Genomic DNA, 13,056 nt, shown 5'->3' on the forward strand with positions numbered 1-13,056 from the left:
AGAATATGTCGCTATCATAAGAACAATATCATTGTTATTTTTACGGTCGCAGAGGCTTTACGCTATTATCGTGATAATGTCTCCATGAGTGATATTTGCTGATGCGCGCTGATGCAGATGAATCATATCTTCGGATAATTCACCAACCAGCATTATCGATGATTGCCATTACAGCGGTCTTTGGCCCTCCTTCTCGGTTTGTCGTAGACAACAGGTGCTGCCCCGGCAGAGGTTGTCGGCAAAGGCAGGTTTCATCAATGGTTCTCTTTAACTTTATTCTCCGCAATTTCTATGGCCCGAGGATTCTCTGTATTTTTTGCTCTTCGGTAGTGCTGAGAGTGTATTTATCAGTACACAGAAGTCGTCTATATATCAGTACCGCCTCGGGTTCACAGCGAATGCGCCAAAATAAATTCCAGTCACGATAAATAACACCGGCAATAAATGCCCCCGCAGGGGCATGCAAGCAGGATTCAGTCGAAGAGATACGCGTTAACCAGGTTTTCGAGTAATTCCTGATGTCCGCTTTGATGCTGAGGATTAAGGTTATGCTGTTCAGCGTAGCGAGCAGTTTGCGCCAGCGACATTTTCCCTTGCAGAATTTGCTGACCCACTTCATCGCTCCAGCCGGCATAGCGTTTTGCAACACGTTGCTCCAGCTGGCCGTCTTCAATCATGCGAGCGGCCTTTTTGAGTGCCAGCGCCATCACATCCATCGCGCCAATATGGCCATGGAACAGGTCATATTTATCGGTGCTTTGGCGACGGACTTTGGCATCAAAGTTCAGGCCACCGGTGGTAAAGCCGCCGGCTTTAAGGATCTCGTACATGACCAGCGTGTTTTCTTCTACGCTGTTCGGGAACTGATCCGTATCCCAGCCGAGCTGGGCATCACCTCGGTTGGCATCAACGGAGCCGAAAATATCCAGGGCAATGGCGCTGGCGATTTCATGGTGGAACGAGTGCCCGGCAAGCGTTGCGTGGTTGGCCTCAATGTTCACCTTGATCTCTTTTTCCAGGCCAAATTGCTTGAGGAAGCCATAGACCGTCGCGACATCGTAATCATATTGATGCTTCGTGGGTTCCTGCGGTTTAGGTTCGATAAGCAGCGTGCCACGGAAACCCGTTTTGTGTTTGTGCTCAACCACCATCTGCAGGAAGCGGCCAATTTGCTCGCGCTCCTGGCGCAAATCCGTATTCAGCAGGGATTCGTAGCCTTCGCGACCGCCCCAGAGCACATAGTTTTCGCCGCCCAACTGGTGGGTGGCATTCATGGCGGCAACGACCTGGGCTGCCGCCCAGGCAAAGACGTCCGGATCGGGGTTGGTTGCCGCCCCGGCGGCGTAGCGCGGGTTGGTAAAACAGTTAGCAGTCCCCCACAGCAATTTCACCCCGCTTTCCTGCTGTTTTTGCGCCAGCACTTCGGTCATTCTGGCGAAGTTATTCAGATATTCTTTTAACGATGCGCCTTCTGGCGAGACGTCCACATCGTGGAAGCAGTAATACGGCACATTGAGCTTATGGAAGAATTCGAAAGCGACGTCAGCTTTATATTTTGCCTGGCTCAGCGCGTCCCCCGCTTGTTGCCAGGGTCGTTCAAAAGAACCGCTGCCAAACATATCGGCGCCATTCCAGCAGAAGTTGTGCCAGTAGCAGGCAGCAAAGCGCAGGTGGTCTGCCATCCTTTTTCCCAGCACGATTTCATCCGGGTTGTAGTGGCGAAAAGCCAGCGGGTTTGCTGTTTTTGGACCTTCAAAACGTATGCGGTCAAGCTGTTCGAAATAAACTGGCATAATGAACTCCGTCATTCAGGAAGCGAGAAATAAATAATTTTGACCTATCCTGTATTTTCCTGGCAGGTGGCTCAATTACGTTATTTCATTCGGCAATTAAGAAAATGCGCAAATGTGAACCATCTCGCAAATAATAACGTCATATATTAAATACATTGATAACCATACTTCCCCTTCCCTTCACGAGGGTTTCAGGTGACAATCACTAAAATAAAAATCAGCTGTTGCCGGGGGACATTTACCTGCCGCAGATATTGCCTGTCAACGGCGCGTCAACAGGCGGGATACGCGGCCTCGAGAGAGCCTGAGTTTCGATGATCACAGAAGTAAAAAAACATAATTACTTAATGTAAAATCGTAATGGATTCCCGGAGGTCATCTGTGTCAGAAAGTGTTTCACATTCTCAAAAGAAACCGGAGACTTGATTAGAATGAGCAAAAACATAATGCAAAGTCGGCATGATGAATATCATAAATTAACTCGTGGGGAACGCATTGGTTATGGGATGGGTGATTTTGCGCAAAACCTTGTTTTTGGTACGATAGGCGGTTTTCTTGCTCTTCACATGTTGACGGTAAATACCATCAGCACCGCGACGGCGGGGTTTATATTTCTGTTTGTGCGCATCGTTAATGTTTTCTGGGATCCGATGGTCGGCACCTATGTTGACAAAAGAAGTTCAAGTGCGGGCAAATATCGCCCCTGGCTTTTAAGAGCGGGCATTCCCCTCGTGATTCTTTCCGCGTTGCTTTTTGCGCCTATTCCCGGAATAAGAGGTTCGGTTCCATTTGCGTTTATCATTTATCTGGCGCTGGATTTAGTTTATTCATTGGTGAATATTCCTTATGGTTCGCTTAATGCATCATTGACGAGAGATCCTGAATCGATTGATAAACTGACCAGTACCCGCATGATGCTGGCAAACAGCGCCAACCTGCTTGTTTATACCCTGTTCCCGATGTTTGTGCAGATGGCCTCCCCCAAAGATCGCAGCCTCAAGGATACGGGTTTTTTTGGCCTCCAGCTGAATATGGGTAACTATACCGACCCGTCGGCTAACTATGCGTGGTTTGGCGTTTACTCAATTTATATGTTAATCGGCGCAGCGGCGCTTTTCTTCTGCTATAAATTCACCAAAGAGCGTGTGGTTGCGACGGCAGAACAGACGGCTAACGTAAAAGCGACAGATTTATTCCTTGAACTCAAAAATAACCGGCCGCTTGTCATTCTCGGATTCTTTTTCATGTTAGCTTTTACCTTCATGTTTTTCATGAACACGGTAAATGGCTTTTTCAATCAGTTTGTTGTCGGTCATTCTGAATGGATGGGAGCGATTGGTCTTGTCGCCTCAATTCCCGGCATCATCTTCCCTATTTTCTGGTCCAGACTGAAGAAAATCTTCGGTAAAAAAGGCTTCTTCCATCTTTTCCTTGGCATGTTTATTGTGGGTGAATTACTGACCTACGTGTGGTCACGCGAAGGCATGCACGATGCCCTGTGGCTTGCTTACGTCGCAACCTTCATTAAACAATGGGGCTTAACCTCGGCGACTGGCTTCATGTGGGCGCTTGTTCCAGAAGTGATTGCCTATGGCGAATTAAAATCAGGCAAACGCAATGCCGCAATCATTAATGCGATTATGGGACTGTTCTTCAAGATTGGTTTCACGATTGGCGGCGCGATTCCACTTTGGTTACTGGCCGCCTATGGCTTTAGCGAAACCGGCGCGCAACAAAGTGCCAATGCGATCGACGGAATCATTATGACCGCGGTGTGGATGCCCATTGTGTTAGCCGCTATTTCGATGATCATTATTCAACTCTATCCTATCTCAGACAAAAATGTCACCGAGATCAACCGTCAGCTGGATGAGATCCGGGTATAGTTAAAAATTAATAAAAATTCAGAAATATAAATTTGGAAATTTTAAAAAGGTAGAATGATATGTCACTTATCCAAAACCCTGTATTACCCGGATTTAATGCAGACCCCAGTATTATCCGTGTTGGGGACACCTACTATATCGCCAACTCGACATTTGAGTGGTTCCCTGGCGTTCGTTTGCATGAGTCAAAGGACCTGCAACACTGGAATCTGCTCCCCAGTCCCTTGTCGACGACGACCCTTTTAGATATGAAAGGCAATCCTTCATCAGGTGGGATTTGGGCGCCGGCGCTCTCGTATGCCGATGGCCAATTCTGGTTAGTGTATACCGATGTGAAAATCACCGAAGGCGCCTTTAAAGACATGACCAACTATCTGACCACCGCGACCGATATCCGTGGTCCGTGGACAGATCCTGTCAAACTGAATGGCGTCGGTTTTGATGCCTCGCTTTTCCATGACGATGACGGGCGTAAATATATCGTGCAGCAAACCTGGGACCATCGAGAGTACCATCACCCCTTCGATGGCATCACGTTAACTGAGCTTGATACCAGGACACTGAAATTAAAACCGGCAACCGCGCGGACCATCTATCGGGGCACCGCCGTTGCACTCGTCGAGGGGCCACACCTCTACAAACTGAACGGCTATTATTATCTTTTCGCCGCGCAGGGGGGGACCGTCTTTACCCACCAGGAGGTTGTTGCGCGCTCCAAAACCTTAGAGGCCAACAGCTTTGAAACCGAGCCAGGGGAAGTCTTCTTAACGAACGTCGATACCCCGGACAGCTATATCCAGAAACAAGGGCATGGCGCTTTGGTCTCCACCCCGAAAGGTGAGTGGTATTATGCCTCGCTCTGCGCCCGTCCGTGGAATCGTCCAGGTGAGTCGGCCTATGATCCTCGTGGCTGGTCAACCCTGGGCAGAGAAACCGCGATTCAGAAAGTATATTGGGATGCGGACGGCTGGCCACGTATCGAAGGGGGCCACGGCGGAAAAACCTTTGTCGAAGGGCCAACCGATGCCATTTACACCGAAAGTGCCAAAGACCATAGCCAGTACGATGCGTTTAAAACAGCAACGCTCGATCCTAACTGGAATACGCTGCGGGTTCCGTTCACAGAAAAAATGGGGACCACCGGCGATGGCAAGCTGACGTTAATCGGCCAGGGTTCATTAGCCAATACGCATAACCTGTCGCTTATTGCCCGACGCTGGCAAGCCTTCTATTTTGATGCCCAGGTTAAAGTGAAATTTAATCCGTTCAATTATCAACAGATGGCAGGATTAACGAATTATTACAACGATCGCCACTGGAGCTTTGTGTTCATCACCTGGAATGAGATTAATGGCTCAGTCATTGAGATCGGTGAAAATAATCGTGGGAAATACACGTCATATTTGAAAGATGATGCCATCAAGATCCCCGAAGGAACCGAGTTCGTCTGGTTCCGCAGCAAAGTTCGCAAACAAACGTATAGCTATGAATACAGTTTTGATGGGGTCAATTTCACGGAAATCCCCGTTAAATTAGATGCCGCCATTCTTTCCGACGATTACGTGCTGCAAAGCTATGGCGGATTCTTTACCGGGGCGTTCGTTGGCCTTGCGGCTGTAGACTACTCAGGTTATGACGCCAGCGCAGAGTTTTACGATTTCCATTATCAGGAACTGGGCGATGCGTTAATGGCCGATGGTACGTATAGCTGGCAAGCCAGCGAATCACGGTTTAATTAAATAATAATGAACCTACGTTATCTTAACGATAACGTAGGTTTTTGTTGGTATTCTTTTGCTGTCCAGGGATTCATTACCGGAGGGCGGGTGATTTAAAGCCTGAGAAAAACAACTGCAGACTTATGATTCGTATTTTGACATAATGATATTCAATATATTTACCGGGTCAATAGATAGCAAGGCAACAATATGCGCGAATTCCACGACATATAATCTCTTCTCACCACTCTCCATTTTGGCGACAAATGACTGTGGGCGCCCCAGCGCCTGGCCAGCGTTACCTGAGTTAACCCCTTCTCCTTCCTTGTTGCGCGCAATATTTTTATAACCATTTGATATTCACCAGAATAAATAGAAGGCATATCATTTTTCTCGATCTATATCGATATGGTATTTTTTATGACCTGCCAGCCCGGATAATGAACCATATGGCCTGTTGAGGTCATTCTTTACTTCTTGCTTAAAAACAACGCTAATACATCTGCTGCAAACTGGTCGTCCCGGATATAAAAATAGCACTCCGGCACATCAAGCACCCGTGCAAATTCACATACCAGTTCAAACGTCGGCTTATGTGTACCATTCTCATAATGAGATAAACGTGAGTAAGCTGTGGCCTCCTCGATACCAGCCAGTACACCCAGTTTCTCCTGGGTCAGCTTTGCGCGCAAACGTGCTTCTTTAAGTCTCTTGGGGATCATACCGTGTGTCCAGTAAGAATTTCACGGTAATCTTTAGCATTACTCAAGTCATTTTATCTTTAGAGTTCATAAAGATAGATAGTTCAGCATTCAATAATACACTAATAAAATCAACTATCTGACTTATCCTTTTCCCATTGAGCTCGTTGTCCAACGCGTAGCTTCAACATCACTTCAGCAAAGCTATCATCCAACGTATAAAAATATCTTTCAGGGACATCAAGCACCTTTGCTAAGTGTCATACCCACTCAAATTTTGGTTTATGCCTGCCATGTTCGTAATGTGAGATTCTTGAAGAGCCCGTATTTTCAGAAACACCCGCCGCTGCGGCCAGCACTTCCTGCGACATATTTGCCAATTCTCTCGTCGTTCTCAGGCGCTTCGGAGCTATAACCCTTTTCTTTGAATGGTCATATTGACAGCATCTTTAGTATTCCTTAAGATAACTCATCTTTAGAGATCCTAAAGCTTATAAGCATCTTGTCCTGTCCGACCCTGATATCAAAGAGGTATGAGTGGAATGGCCAACAAGGAACGGTATCGCGCTGAATGTTCATCCCCTTGAAATCTGGCCCAACCGTTATTCCGATCTCACCCGGGCCCGTAACCCGAAAAAAGCACTTGATCCACCGGGGCAAGGACAACCCCTGTCGTCTGCTGTTTGAAAATAATCGCCATATTTACCAGAAATCATTTTTATCAATGAATTAACAAAGAGGTCTTTTATTTACACACGCTAAAAAGGAGTTGTTTATGCATACCACAATCGAGGATGTATCACTGCAACCCGCTTTAACCCGCCCTACGCAAGGAGGTCGCCATGTTTCTGGTTACCCTTGCTGAAAGCTTTATCAATATTTTCCAGCTCGCCGGGAAGGTCTTTCTCGACATGATGAGCGGGATCATTCCGATGCTGATTTGCCTGCTGCTCGCCATCAACTTTCTGATGAAGCTGGTCGGCCAGCGGCGCATGGAACGAGTAGCGACGCTGTTTGGTCGCTCGCGGATCCTGACCTATGGCCTGCTGCCAATCCTCGGCTGGTTCTTTATGAGCAGCCCCGGCGCACTGACGCTTGGCAAGCTGCTGCCCGAAAAGAGTAAACCCGGGTATGAAGACGCGCTGGGCACTACCGCCCACCCGCTGACCAGCCTGTTCCCCCACGTAGTGCCCTCGGAGCTGTTCATCTGGCTGGGCGTCGCCGCCGGGATCAAAAGCCTCGGCCTGCCGGTGACCGAACTGGCGCTACGCTATATCGCCGCCGCCATCGTCATTGGCCTGCTGCGCGGCATGATCACCGAATATCTGTTCCTGCGCCTGCGCCGTAAGGCAACGGGAGGTGCGGCATGATCTATCAGGCCCATATCGAACACGTCGGCCCCCATGTAGCAGACGGCCTGGCGGATAACCTGCTGATTACCTTTCGCGCCGACGGCCCCGCAGACTGCCTGGATTACGCCCTGGCCCTGCGGCCCGTTTTTCAATACGAGCATGCCCGGCTACGGGCGGGCGATCGGTTCACGCTCGGGGGGGAAGACTATCTCATCACCGCCGTTGGCAGCCACGCCCTGCAGGCGTTACTGGAACTCGGACACCTGACGCTGGTGTTCGATAGCGCCAGCACGCCGCGCCATCAGGGCACGCTACATCTTGCCGGCAAAGTCCCTGCTCTTGCGCTGTTGCAGGGCGGCTATCTGATCGTTAAGGAGAGTGCGCAATGAACCTGATCAACGTTGCTCCCGGCGCCGAAGGGTTCGGTACCGGGCTGAGGCTGCCGATCGGCAGCGGCCTGAAGGTGGTGTCGCTGACCGGGCGGGAGATCCATCCCGTCGCCCGTCGGCTCGGCGAACTCACGCAATCGGAGGTGATCAACGGCTTTCAGGCCGTTCCGCCGGATGAAGAGACGCTGTGCGTGGTGATCAACTGCGGCGGCTCCCTGCGCTGCGGGCTGTATCCAAAAAAAGGCATCAAGACGATTAACGTGATGCCCACCGGCCAGGCCGGGCCACTGGCGCAGTTTATTAACGCCAGCAACTACGTATCGGACGTGCATGAAGGACTGATAACCCGCGTGGCGGCAGACACGATGCCGGATGAACCTAAGACGATTGTGGCGGAGCCTACCCCGCCGGTCGCACAGACGCCGCCGCCCGCCGCCTTCGGCAATCAGCTGATTCTGGCGGTGGAAACGCTGGGCAATAAGACCGGCCACGTGATTGCCCTACTGTTTGCCGCCAGCCGCGAGGCGGTGGACGTGTCGGTACGAACGGTGATCCCGTTTATGGCCTTTGTCTCCGTGCTGATCGCCATCGTCCAGGCCACATCGTTGGGCAACGTGATCGCCCACGCTCTGACGCCGATGGCGAACTCGCTGTGGGGACTGCTGCTGCTGTCCGTGATCTGCGGCATCCCCTTTCTGTCGCCCATTCTCGGGCCCGGCGCGGCGATTACCCAGGTGGTGGGGGTGATGATTGGCACCCAGATTGGGCTGGGGAATATCTCGCCAGCTTTCGCCCTGCCCGCCCTGTTCGCCATTAACGTACAGGTGGGCTGCGACTTCGTGCCCGTCGGCCTCTCGATGCAGGAGGCCAAACCGGAGACCATCGCCAGCGGTGTACCGGCCTTCCTGCTTTCCCGCCAGTTGACCGGCCCGCTGGCGGTGATGATTGGCTGGGCATTCTCTCTGGGACTGTTTTAACAGACATATAAGGAACGTCATGATGAACAAGTTAAAAGTGGCCGTTGTCGGGGCGGGGATTTATGGCAAGCACCATATCAACGCCTATCTGCATAACCCGGACGTGGAGCTGGTCGCGGTCTGCGATAACAACACAGAGCGTTGTCATACCGAAGCAGATAAGCTGGGCATCGCCGGGTACGTCAGCCTGCCCGCCCTGCTGGATGAACAGCAGGTGGATATCATTTCCGTGGCGACGTCCGATCCTTTCCATAAAGAACCGGCTTTGCAGGCCATTGCCCACGGTAAGCATGTGTTGATTGAAAAACCGCTGGCGACCTCGGTGGCCGACTGCGAGGCGATTATTACCGCCGCCAGGGAGCATGGGGTAACCGTCGGCGTCGATTTTCACAAGCGCTGGGACCCGGCGGCGATCCGCGTGCGCATGGAGGTGCAGAAGGCGGAAAGCGGCAGGATCCTGCGCGGCTATATCAATATGGATGATGTGATCGCCGTTCCCAGCGAATGGCTGGCCTGGTCGGCGCACAGTTCGCCGGTGTGGTTCCTCGGCTCGCACTGCTTCGACATGGTGCGCTATATCAGCGGGCAGGAGGTGAAATCGGTTTACGCCGTCGGGCAGAAACGCCTGCTGGCGAGTAAAGGGCTGGACACGTGGGACAGCGTGCAGAGCACCCTACTGATGGAGGACGGCAGTTCGTGGGTGATTGAGAACAGCTGGGTCCTGCCCGCCGCGTTCCCGAAAGACAACGACGGGCGCATGGCGGTGCTGTGCGATAACGCCTGGATCCGCTCTGATTCACAAAACCGCGGGCTGGAGATCTTCGGCCAGCAAACGGTTAAGACCCCGAACAGCTACTTCATTACCTACCGCGACGGCGTCGCTAGCGGGTTTGGTATTGACCCGATTAATGACTTTATTAAAGCGGTGAAGAGCAATACCCCGTATGCCGCCAGCGCAGACGACGGGCTACAGGCCAGCAGGATTTGCGAGACGGCGCATAAAAGCCTGCTGAGCGGCCAGGCAGAGTTACTGGTTTAAGGGCTCCGGGAACAGGGATGTTCCCTTCCCTTATCACGTTATACATCCGGTGACTGGTGTTAGCCGATGGCCGGATGCCCGGCGGTGCGAATGAGCGTCGGTATTAAAGCCGGTGAGTTTATTCGCCGGATGCAATAAGCGTGTTTCTGATAGTTGGTAATACTATTCGGCGTTAAGTCATTTAATGGCTTATAAGAAAACAAACTCATTCATCTATTCTATTTACACGCCATAAAATCAGGATTAAATATCCCTCTTCAGTTCTTAATATACGTCAGAAGGTGCCGATTATGTTTTATTATCAGCTGGACTTTGTTTTTGTTACTGGTTAGATTTACAGGTGTTATTTAACGCGATGTGGACGTGTTAGCGCACGCCCACATCGCTCATCACAATCACTATTTGTAGGGAATAGCAATTATGACTGAAGTCGATTGTATTGCAGATTCATTCGATGCAGAAGCACCAGTGAAAAATAAGCGCCAGCTTACCGTGAGCTATGCGAACCGTTTTCCGGATTACCGCCCTATTCCGGCGTTAACGATGAAGGGTCAGTGGCTGGACGCCGCGGGGTTCGCGACGGGTACAAAGGTGGAAGTACGGGTAATGGCAGGCTGTATCGTGCTGACGGCAGTAGAGCCGGAACCGGAGCTGGAAGCAGCGATGCGTCGGGTTGAGAAGCTGTCGGCAAGGAAGCAGAAACAGGTAAGAGAGTTTATCGGGGTGATTGCGGGGAAACGGGGTTAATGTATTGAGGCTTCTATAATAAATAGGGGCTTCAACATACGGGAAATGTATTGTAGATTCAATTCTAGATAGTTTAGCCGCAGGAGTTAACATGTTAAAAGCATACATCGTCCCTATCAATGCAGATAACCAATACTATTATACCGAGATAAAAAACACCTTAAACACGATAACCATATCTTTACTTGGTGTTGTAGCATATTCACTTGTATCTTTAGATGTAAATTTAAATTCACCCCCTGATTGGTTTGTGAATATGCTATATATTTTTCTTATTCTTTTTATCATAAGAAAAACTTTCGCAACATCACCAACTATTGTATTTGTTAAGCCTTCAGGTTGTAGATTTAAACACTGGCTAGCTAAAAAATTTAACTTTATTACAACATTATTCGTCGGCGTAACTTGCTCGGCATTATATTCAGCTATAAATGCAACACCTAAAGATACTTTTAAAGCATCACTAATATTTTTCATTTGCTATTGTGTCACGACAATTTCTTTATGTCTCTTTGGTTATTTTTCAATAGAAAAAACAACCATTAAGGGAAAATAGCAAGGTGAAATTAGTTGATACCCAATAGGGAAGTAAAAGCAGATTATAAGATTATTTAAAATCGAGGTAGAATAAACACAGGCCTTTGAAGTGTAAGTATCCCGTTCCGCCAGCCCGCTGACCTGCTACCAAATGATTAACAAATATTCACAATAGCAAATCACCAAGCTACCAATCACGAAGGTCCGTTCCTCGCTGTGAGTTCAACTGATGGACGCACTGGCCAACGGTCGCAGGACCAAGTGCCTGACCTGTGTGGATGATTTCACGAAAGAGTGTCTGACGATCACCGTTGCTTTCGGTATTTCAGGCGTTCAGGTCACACGTATTCTGGACAGTATCGCGCTATTTCGGGGGTATCCGACGACAATAAGAACCGATCAGGGCCCGGAATTTACCTGCCGCGCGCTCAATCAATGGGCCTTTGAGCATAGTGTAGAACTACGGCTTATCCAGCCAGGTAAGCCAACGCAGAACGGTTTATTGAGAGTTTTAACGGACGATTTCGCGATGAATGTCTGAATGAGCATTGGTTCAGCCATATCGTTCACGCCAGGAAAGTCATTAATGACTGGCGGCAGGATTATAACGAGTGCCGTCCCTATTCTTCGCTGGATTACCAGACACCAGCTGGATTCGCAACGGACTGGCGAAACAGGAAATATGAAGAAAAACCAACCGACATTACTAACTGAAGGTTGTATCTAATCCCGGGGGCAGGTCAAAAGGGTTACAATCAGACAGAGACAACATATAATGTAATTTTCATAACCACTAAAAAATTTAATTATTTAAAAATCAATGAGTTAAGAGGACGAGTTTTATCAATGAGGGTCATAGACTTTTTCTGCGGGTGCGGTGGAGCCAGTAAAGGTTTTGAACTGGCCGGGTTTGATATCGCCTTAGGTATCGACTTCGACGAAAGCGCTGAAGCCAGCTATAAAGCTAACTTTCCTCAAACAAATTTTATTCGTGATGATATCAGAAATATCAAGATACGGGATGTTGCCAAGTTAGTGCCAGAAAGAGATAGTGCACAACTAGTATTCTGTGCTTGTGCGCCTTGCCAACCATTCTCTTCACAGAACAAAACTCGAAATGTAGATGATAAACGCAGAACTCTTCTAGGAGAAACCAAGCGCTTCATAAGAGCATTCCGCCCCGCCTTCATTTTTATTGAAAATGTTCCAGGCATTCAAAGTGTCAAAATTGCAGAAAATGGTCCTTTTGCAGATTTTCTGCATTTCATTGGCCGATTTGGCTATCAATATGATTTTAAAGTAGTATCTAGTGAATTTTACGGTGTTCCTCAACAAAGGAAACGCTTGGTTGTTCTTGCTAAATTGGGTGGATATCCTGATTTCCCGGCACCAACACACGGTCACGAAGAAAAGCCATTCGCAACAGTCAGAGACTACATTGGTGACCTACCCAGTTTACAAGCGGGTGAATGCAGCCAAGATGACCCACTGCATATTGCTGCTGTCATTACTCCCATCAATATAGAACGCCTTCAGCACACTCCAGAAGGCGGAGATCGAAGAAATTGGCCTGACCACTTGTGGCTAAATTGCCATCGAAACTATAACGGCCATACTGACGTTTATGGCAGAATGAGGTGGGATATGCCATGTAAAACTCTAACAACCAAGTGTACAAGCATTTCAAATGGCAGATTTGGACACCCTGATATCACTCAAAATCGTGCTATTACGTTTCGAGAGGCAGCCTGTCTGCAGACTTTCCCCAAAAATTTTATTTTCGAGGGGAGCAATATTTCAAAGTCTAAACAAATAGGTAATGCCGTTCCAGTACTTTTGGCACAGTGTTTTGCAGAAGCAATTCTCAAACAGGCTAAATTTTACAAGGAGACCGGGGATAGTTGACCCGATGTTTAT

General features: G+C 49.1%; 11 protein-coding genes and 3 pseudogenes. 9 read left to right on the plus strand and 5 right to left on the minus strand.

Annotation, left to right across the window (positions count from 1 at the left end; translation table 11 throughout):
- Nucleotides 1-473: 473 nt before the first annotated feature.
- On the minus strand, nt 474-1,793 hold the full coding sequence (xylA, locus tag AC236I_RS22235) for a xylose isomerase (RefSeq protein ID WP_044348745.1): 1,320 nt from the start codon (nt 1,791-1,793) through the stop codon (nt 474-476).
- 446 nt (nt 1,794-2,239) lie between these two features.
- Between xylA and AC236I_RS22240 the strand changes: the two genes are divergently transcribed.
- Nucleotides 2,240-3,679, plus strand: a complete 1,440-nt coding sequence (locus AC236I_RS22240; protein WP_160873654.1) for an MFS transporter — start codon at nt 2,240-2,242, stop codon at nt 3,677-3,679.
- Nucleotides 3,680-3,738: 59 nt separating this feature from the next.
- Nucleotides 3,739-5,418 carry a glycoside hydrolase family 43 protein gene (locus AC236I_RS22245; protein WP_048022990.1) on the plus strand — a complete coding sequence of 560 codons (1,680 nt, stop codon included), beginning with the start codon at nt 3,739-3,741 and terminating at the stop codon, nt 5,416-5,418.
- Nucleotides 5,419-5,538: 120 nt separating this feature from the next.
- On the opposite strand, the pseudogene AC236I_RS22250 reads toward AC236I_RS22245, so the two are convergent.
- The 3 genes and pseudogenes from AC236I_RS22250 to AC236I_RS22260 all read right to left on the minus strand — a co-directional run bounded on the left by AC236I_RS22250 (nt 5,539) and on the right by AC236I_RS22260 (nt 6,511).
- Nucleotides 5,539-5,780 (minus strand): annotated as a pseudogene (locus AC236I_RS22250) (helix-turn-helix domain-containing protein).
- Nucleotides 5,781-5,867: 87 nt separating this feature from the next.
- The gene (locus AC236I_RS22255; RefSeq protein WP_054829351.1) at nt 5,868-6,119 is read right to left on the minus strand and encodes a helix-turn-helix transcriptional regulator; all 252 of its coding nucleotides are present in this window, start codon (nt 6,117-6,119) and stop codon (nt 5,868-5,870) included.
- 110 nt (nt 6,120-6,229) lie between these two features.
- Nucleotides 6,230-6,511: pseudogene (locus AC236I_RS22260) on the minus strand (helix-turn-helix domain-containing protein).
- 429 nt (nt 6,512-6,940) lie between these two features.
- Between AC236I_RS22260 and srlA the strand changes: the two are divergent.
- The 5 genes from srlA to symE all read left to right on the plus strand — a co-directional run bounded on the left by srlA (nt 6,941) and on the right by symE (nt 10,602).
- Entirely contained in the window at nt 6,941-7,468 is a 528-nt protein-coding gene (gene srlA, locus AC236I_RS22265; protein ID WP_088883489.1) for a PTS glucitol/sorbitol transporter subunit IIC, read from the plus strand.
- Nucleotides 7,465-7,839 (plus strand): PTS glucitol/sorbitol transporter subunit IIA, encoded by a 375-nt coding sequence (locus AC236I_RS22270; protein WP_180553277.1) that lies wholly within the window; start codon nt 7,465-7,467, stop codon nt 7,837-7,839. Before srlA ends, AC236I_RS22270 begins: the two co-directional genes overlap by 4 nt.
- The gene (gene srlE, locus AC236I_RS22275) at nt 7,836-8,816 is read left to right on the plus strand and encodes a PTS glucitol/sorbitol transporter subunit IIB (RefSeq protein ID WP_088883491.1); all 981 of its coding nucleotides are present in this window, start codon (nt 7,836-7,838) and stop codon (nt 8,814-8,816) included. The genes AC236I_RS22270 and srlE overlap by 4 nt, the downstream gene beginning before the upstream one ends.
- Nucleotides 8,817-8,838: 22 nt before the next feature.
- Entirely contained in the window at nt 8,839-9,855 is a 1,017-nt protein-coding gene (locus AC236I_RS22280) for a Gfo/Idh/MocA family protein (protein ID WP_088883492.1), read from the plus strand.
- Nucleotides 9,856-10,275: 420 nt separating this feature from the next.
- Nucleotides 10,276-10,602: an endoribonuclease SymE gene (gene symE, locus AC236I_RS22285; protein ID WP_088883493.1), complete on the plus strand. Its 327-nt coding sequence runs from the start codon at nt 10,276-10,278 to the stop codon at nt 10,600-10,602.
- A 138-nt stretch (nt 10,603-10,740) separates the two neighbouring features.
- On the opposite strand, the gene AC236I_RS22290 is transcribed toward symE, so the two are convergent.
- Nucleotides 10,741-11,079 carry a hypothetical protein gene (locus tag AC236I_RS22290; RefSeq protein ID WP_138184094.1) on the minus strand — a complete coding sequence of 113 codons (339 nt, stop codon included), beginning with the start codon at nt 11,077-11,079 and terminating at the stop codon, nt 10,741-10,743.
- A gap of 286 nt (nt 11,080-11,365) precedes the next feature.
- On the opposite strand from AC236I_RS22290, the pseudogene AC236I_RS22295 reads away from it, so the two are divergent.
- Together AC236I_RS22295 and AC236I_RS22300 are read left to right on the plus strand one after the other, a co-directional pair.
- A pseudogene (locus AC236I_RS22295) lies at nt 11,366-11,853 on the plus strand (integrase core domain-containing protein); the annotation flags it as partial.
- A gap of 132 nt (nt 11,854-11,985) precedes the next feature.
- The gene (locus AC236I_RS22300; protein ID WP_088883494.1) at nt 11,986-13,044 is read left to right on the plus strand and encodes a DNA cytosine methyltransferase; all 1,059 of its coding nucleotides are present in this window, start codon (nt 11,986-11,988) and stop codon (nt 13,042-13,044) included.
- Nucleotides 13,045-13,056 lie beyond the last annotated feature (12 nt).

It is taken from the genome of Klebsiella sp. Sb-30, from assembly GCF_057652795.1.

What these genes read in the sequence shown, in the direction of transcription:
- symE (WP_088883493.1), top strand. Translation starts at nt 10,276, where the DNA reads ATGACTGAAGTCGATTGTATTGCAGATTCATTCGATGCAGAAGCACCA.
- AC236I_RS22240 (WP_160873654.1), top strand. Translation starts at nt 2,240, where the DNA reads ATGCAAAGTCGGCATGATGAATATCATAAATTAACTCGTGGGGAACGC.
- AC236I_RS22280 (WP_088883492.1), top strand. Translation starts at nt 8,839, where the DNA reads ATGAACAAGTTAAAAGTGGCCGTTGTCGGGGCGGGGATTTATGGCAAG.
- xylA (WP_044348745.1), bottom strand. Translation starts at nt 1,793, where the DNA reads ATGCCAGTTTATTTCGAACAGCTTGACCGCATACGTTTTGAAGGTCCA.
- srlA (WP_088883489.1), top strand. Translation starts at nt 6,941, where the DNA reads ATGTTTCTGGTTACCCTTGCTGAAAGCTTTATCAATATTTTCCAGCTC.
- AC236I_RS22270 (WP_180553277.1), top strand. Translation starts at nt 7,465, where the DNA reads ATGATCTATCAGGCCCATATCGAACACGTCGGCCCCCATGTAGCAGAC.
- AC236I_RS22290 (WP_138184094.1), bottom strand. Translation starts at nt 11,079, where the DNA reads ATGAAAAATATTAGTGATGCTTTAAAAGTATCTTTAGGTGTTGCATTT.
- AC236I_RS22245 (WP_048022990.1), top strand. Translation starts at nt 3,739, where the DNA reads ATGTCACTTATCCAAAACCCTGTATTACCCGGATTTAATGCAGACCCC.
- AC236I_RS22300 (WP_088883494.1), top strand. Translation starts at nt 11,986, where the DNA reads ATGAGGGTCATAGACTTTTTCTGCGGGTGCGGTGGAGCCAGTAAAGGT.
- srlE (WP_088883491.1), top strand. Translation starts at nt 7,836, where the DNA reads ATGAACCTGATCAACGTTGCTCCCGGCGCCGAAGGGTTCGGTACCGGG.
- AC236I_RS22255 (WP_054829351.1), bottom strand. Translation starts at nt 6,119, where the DNA reads ATGATCCCCAAGAGACTTAAAGAAGCACGTTTGCGCGCAAAGCTGACC.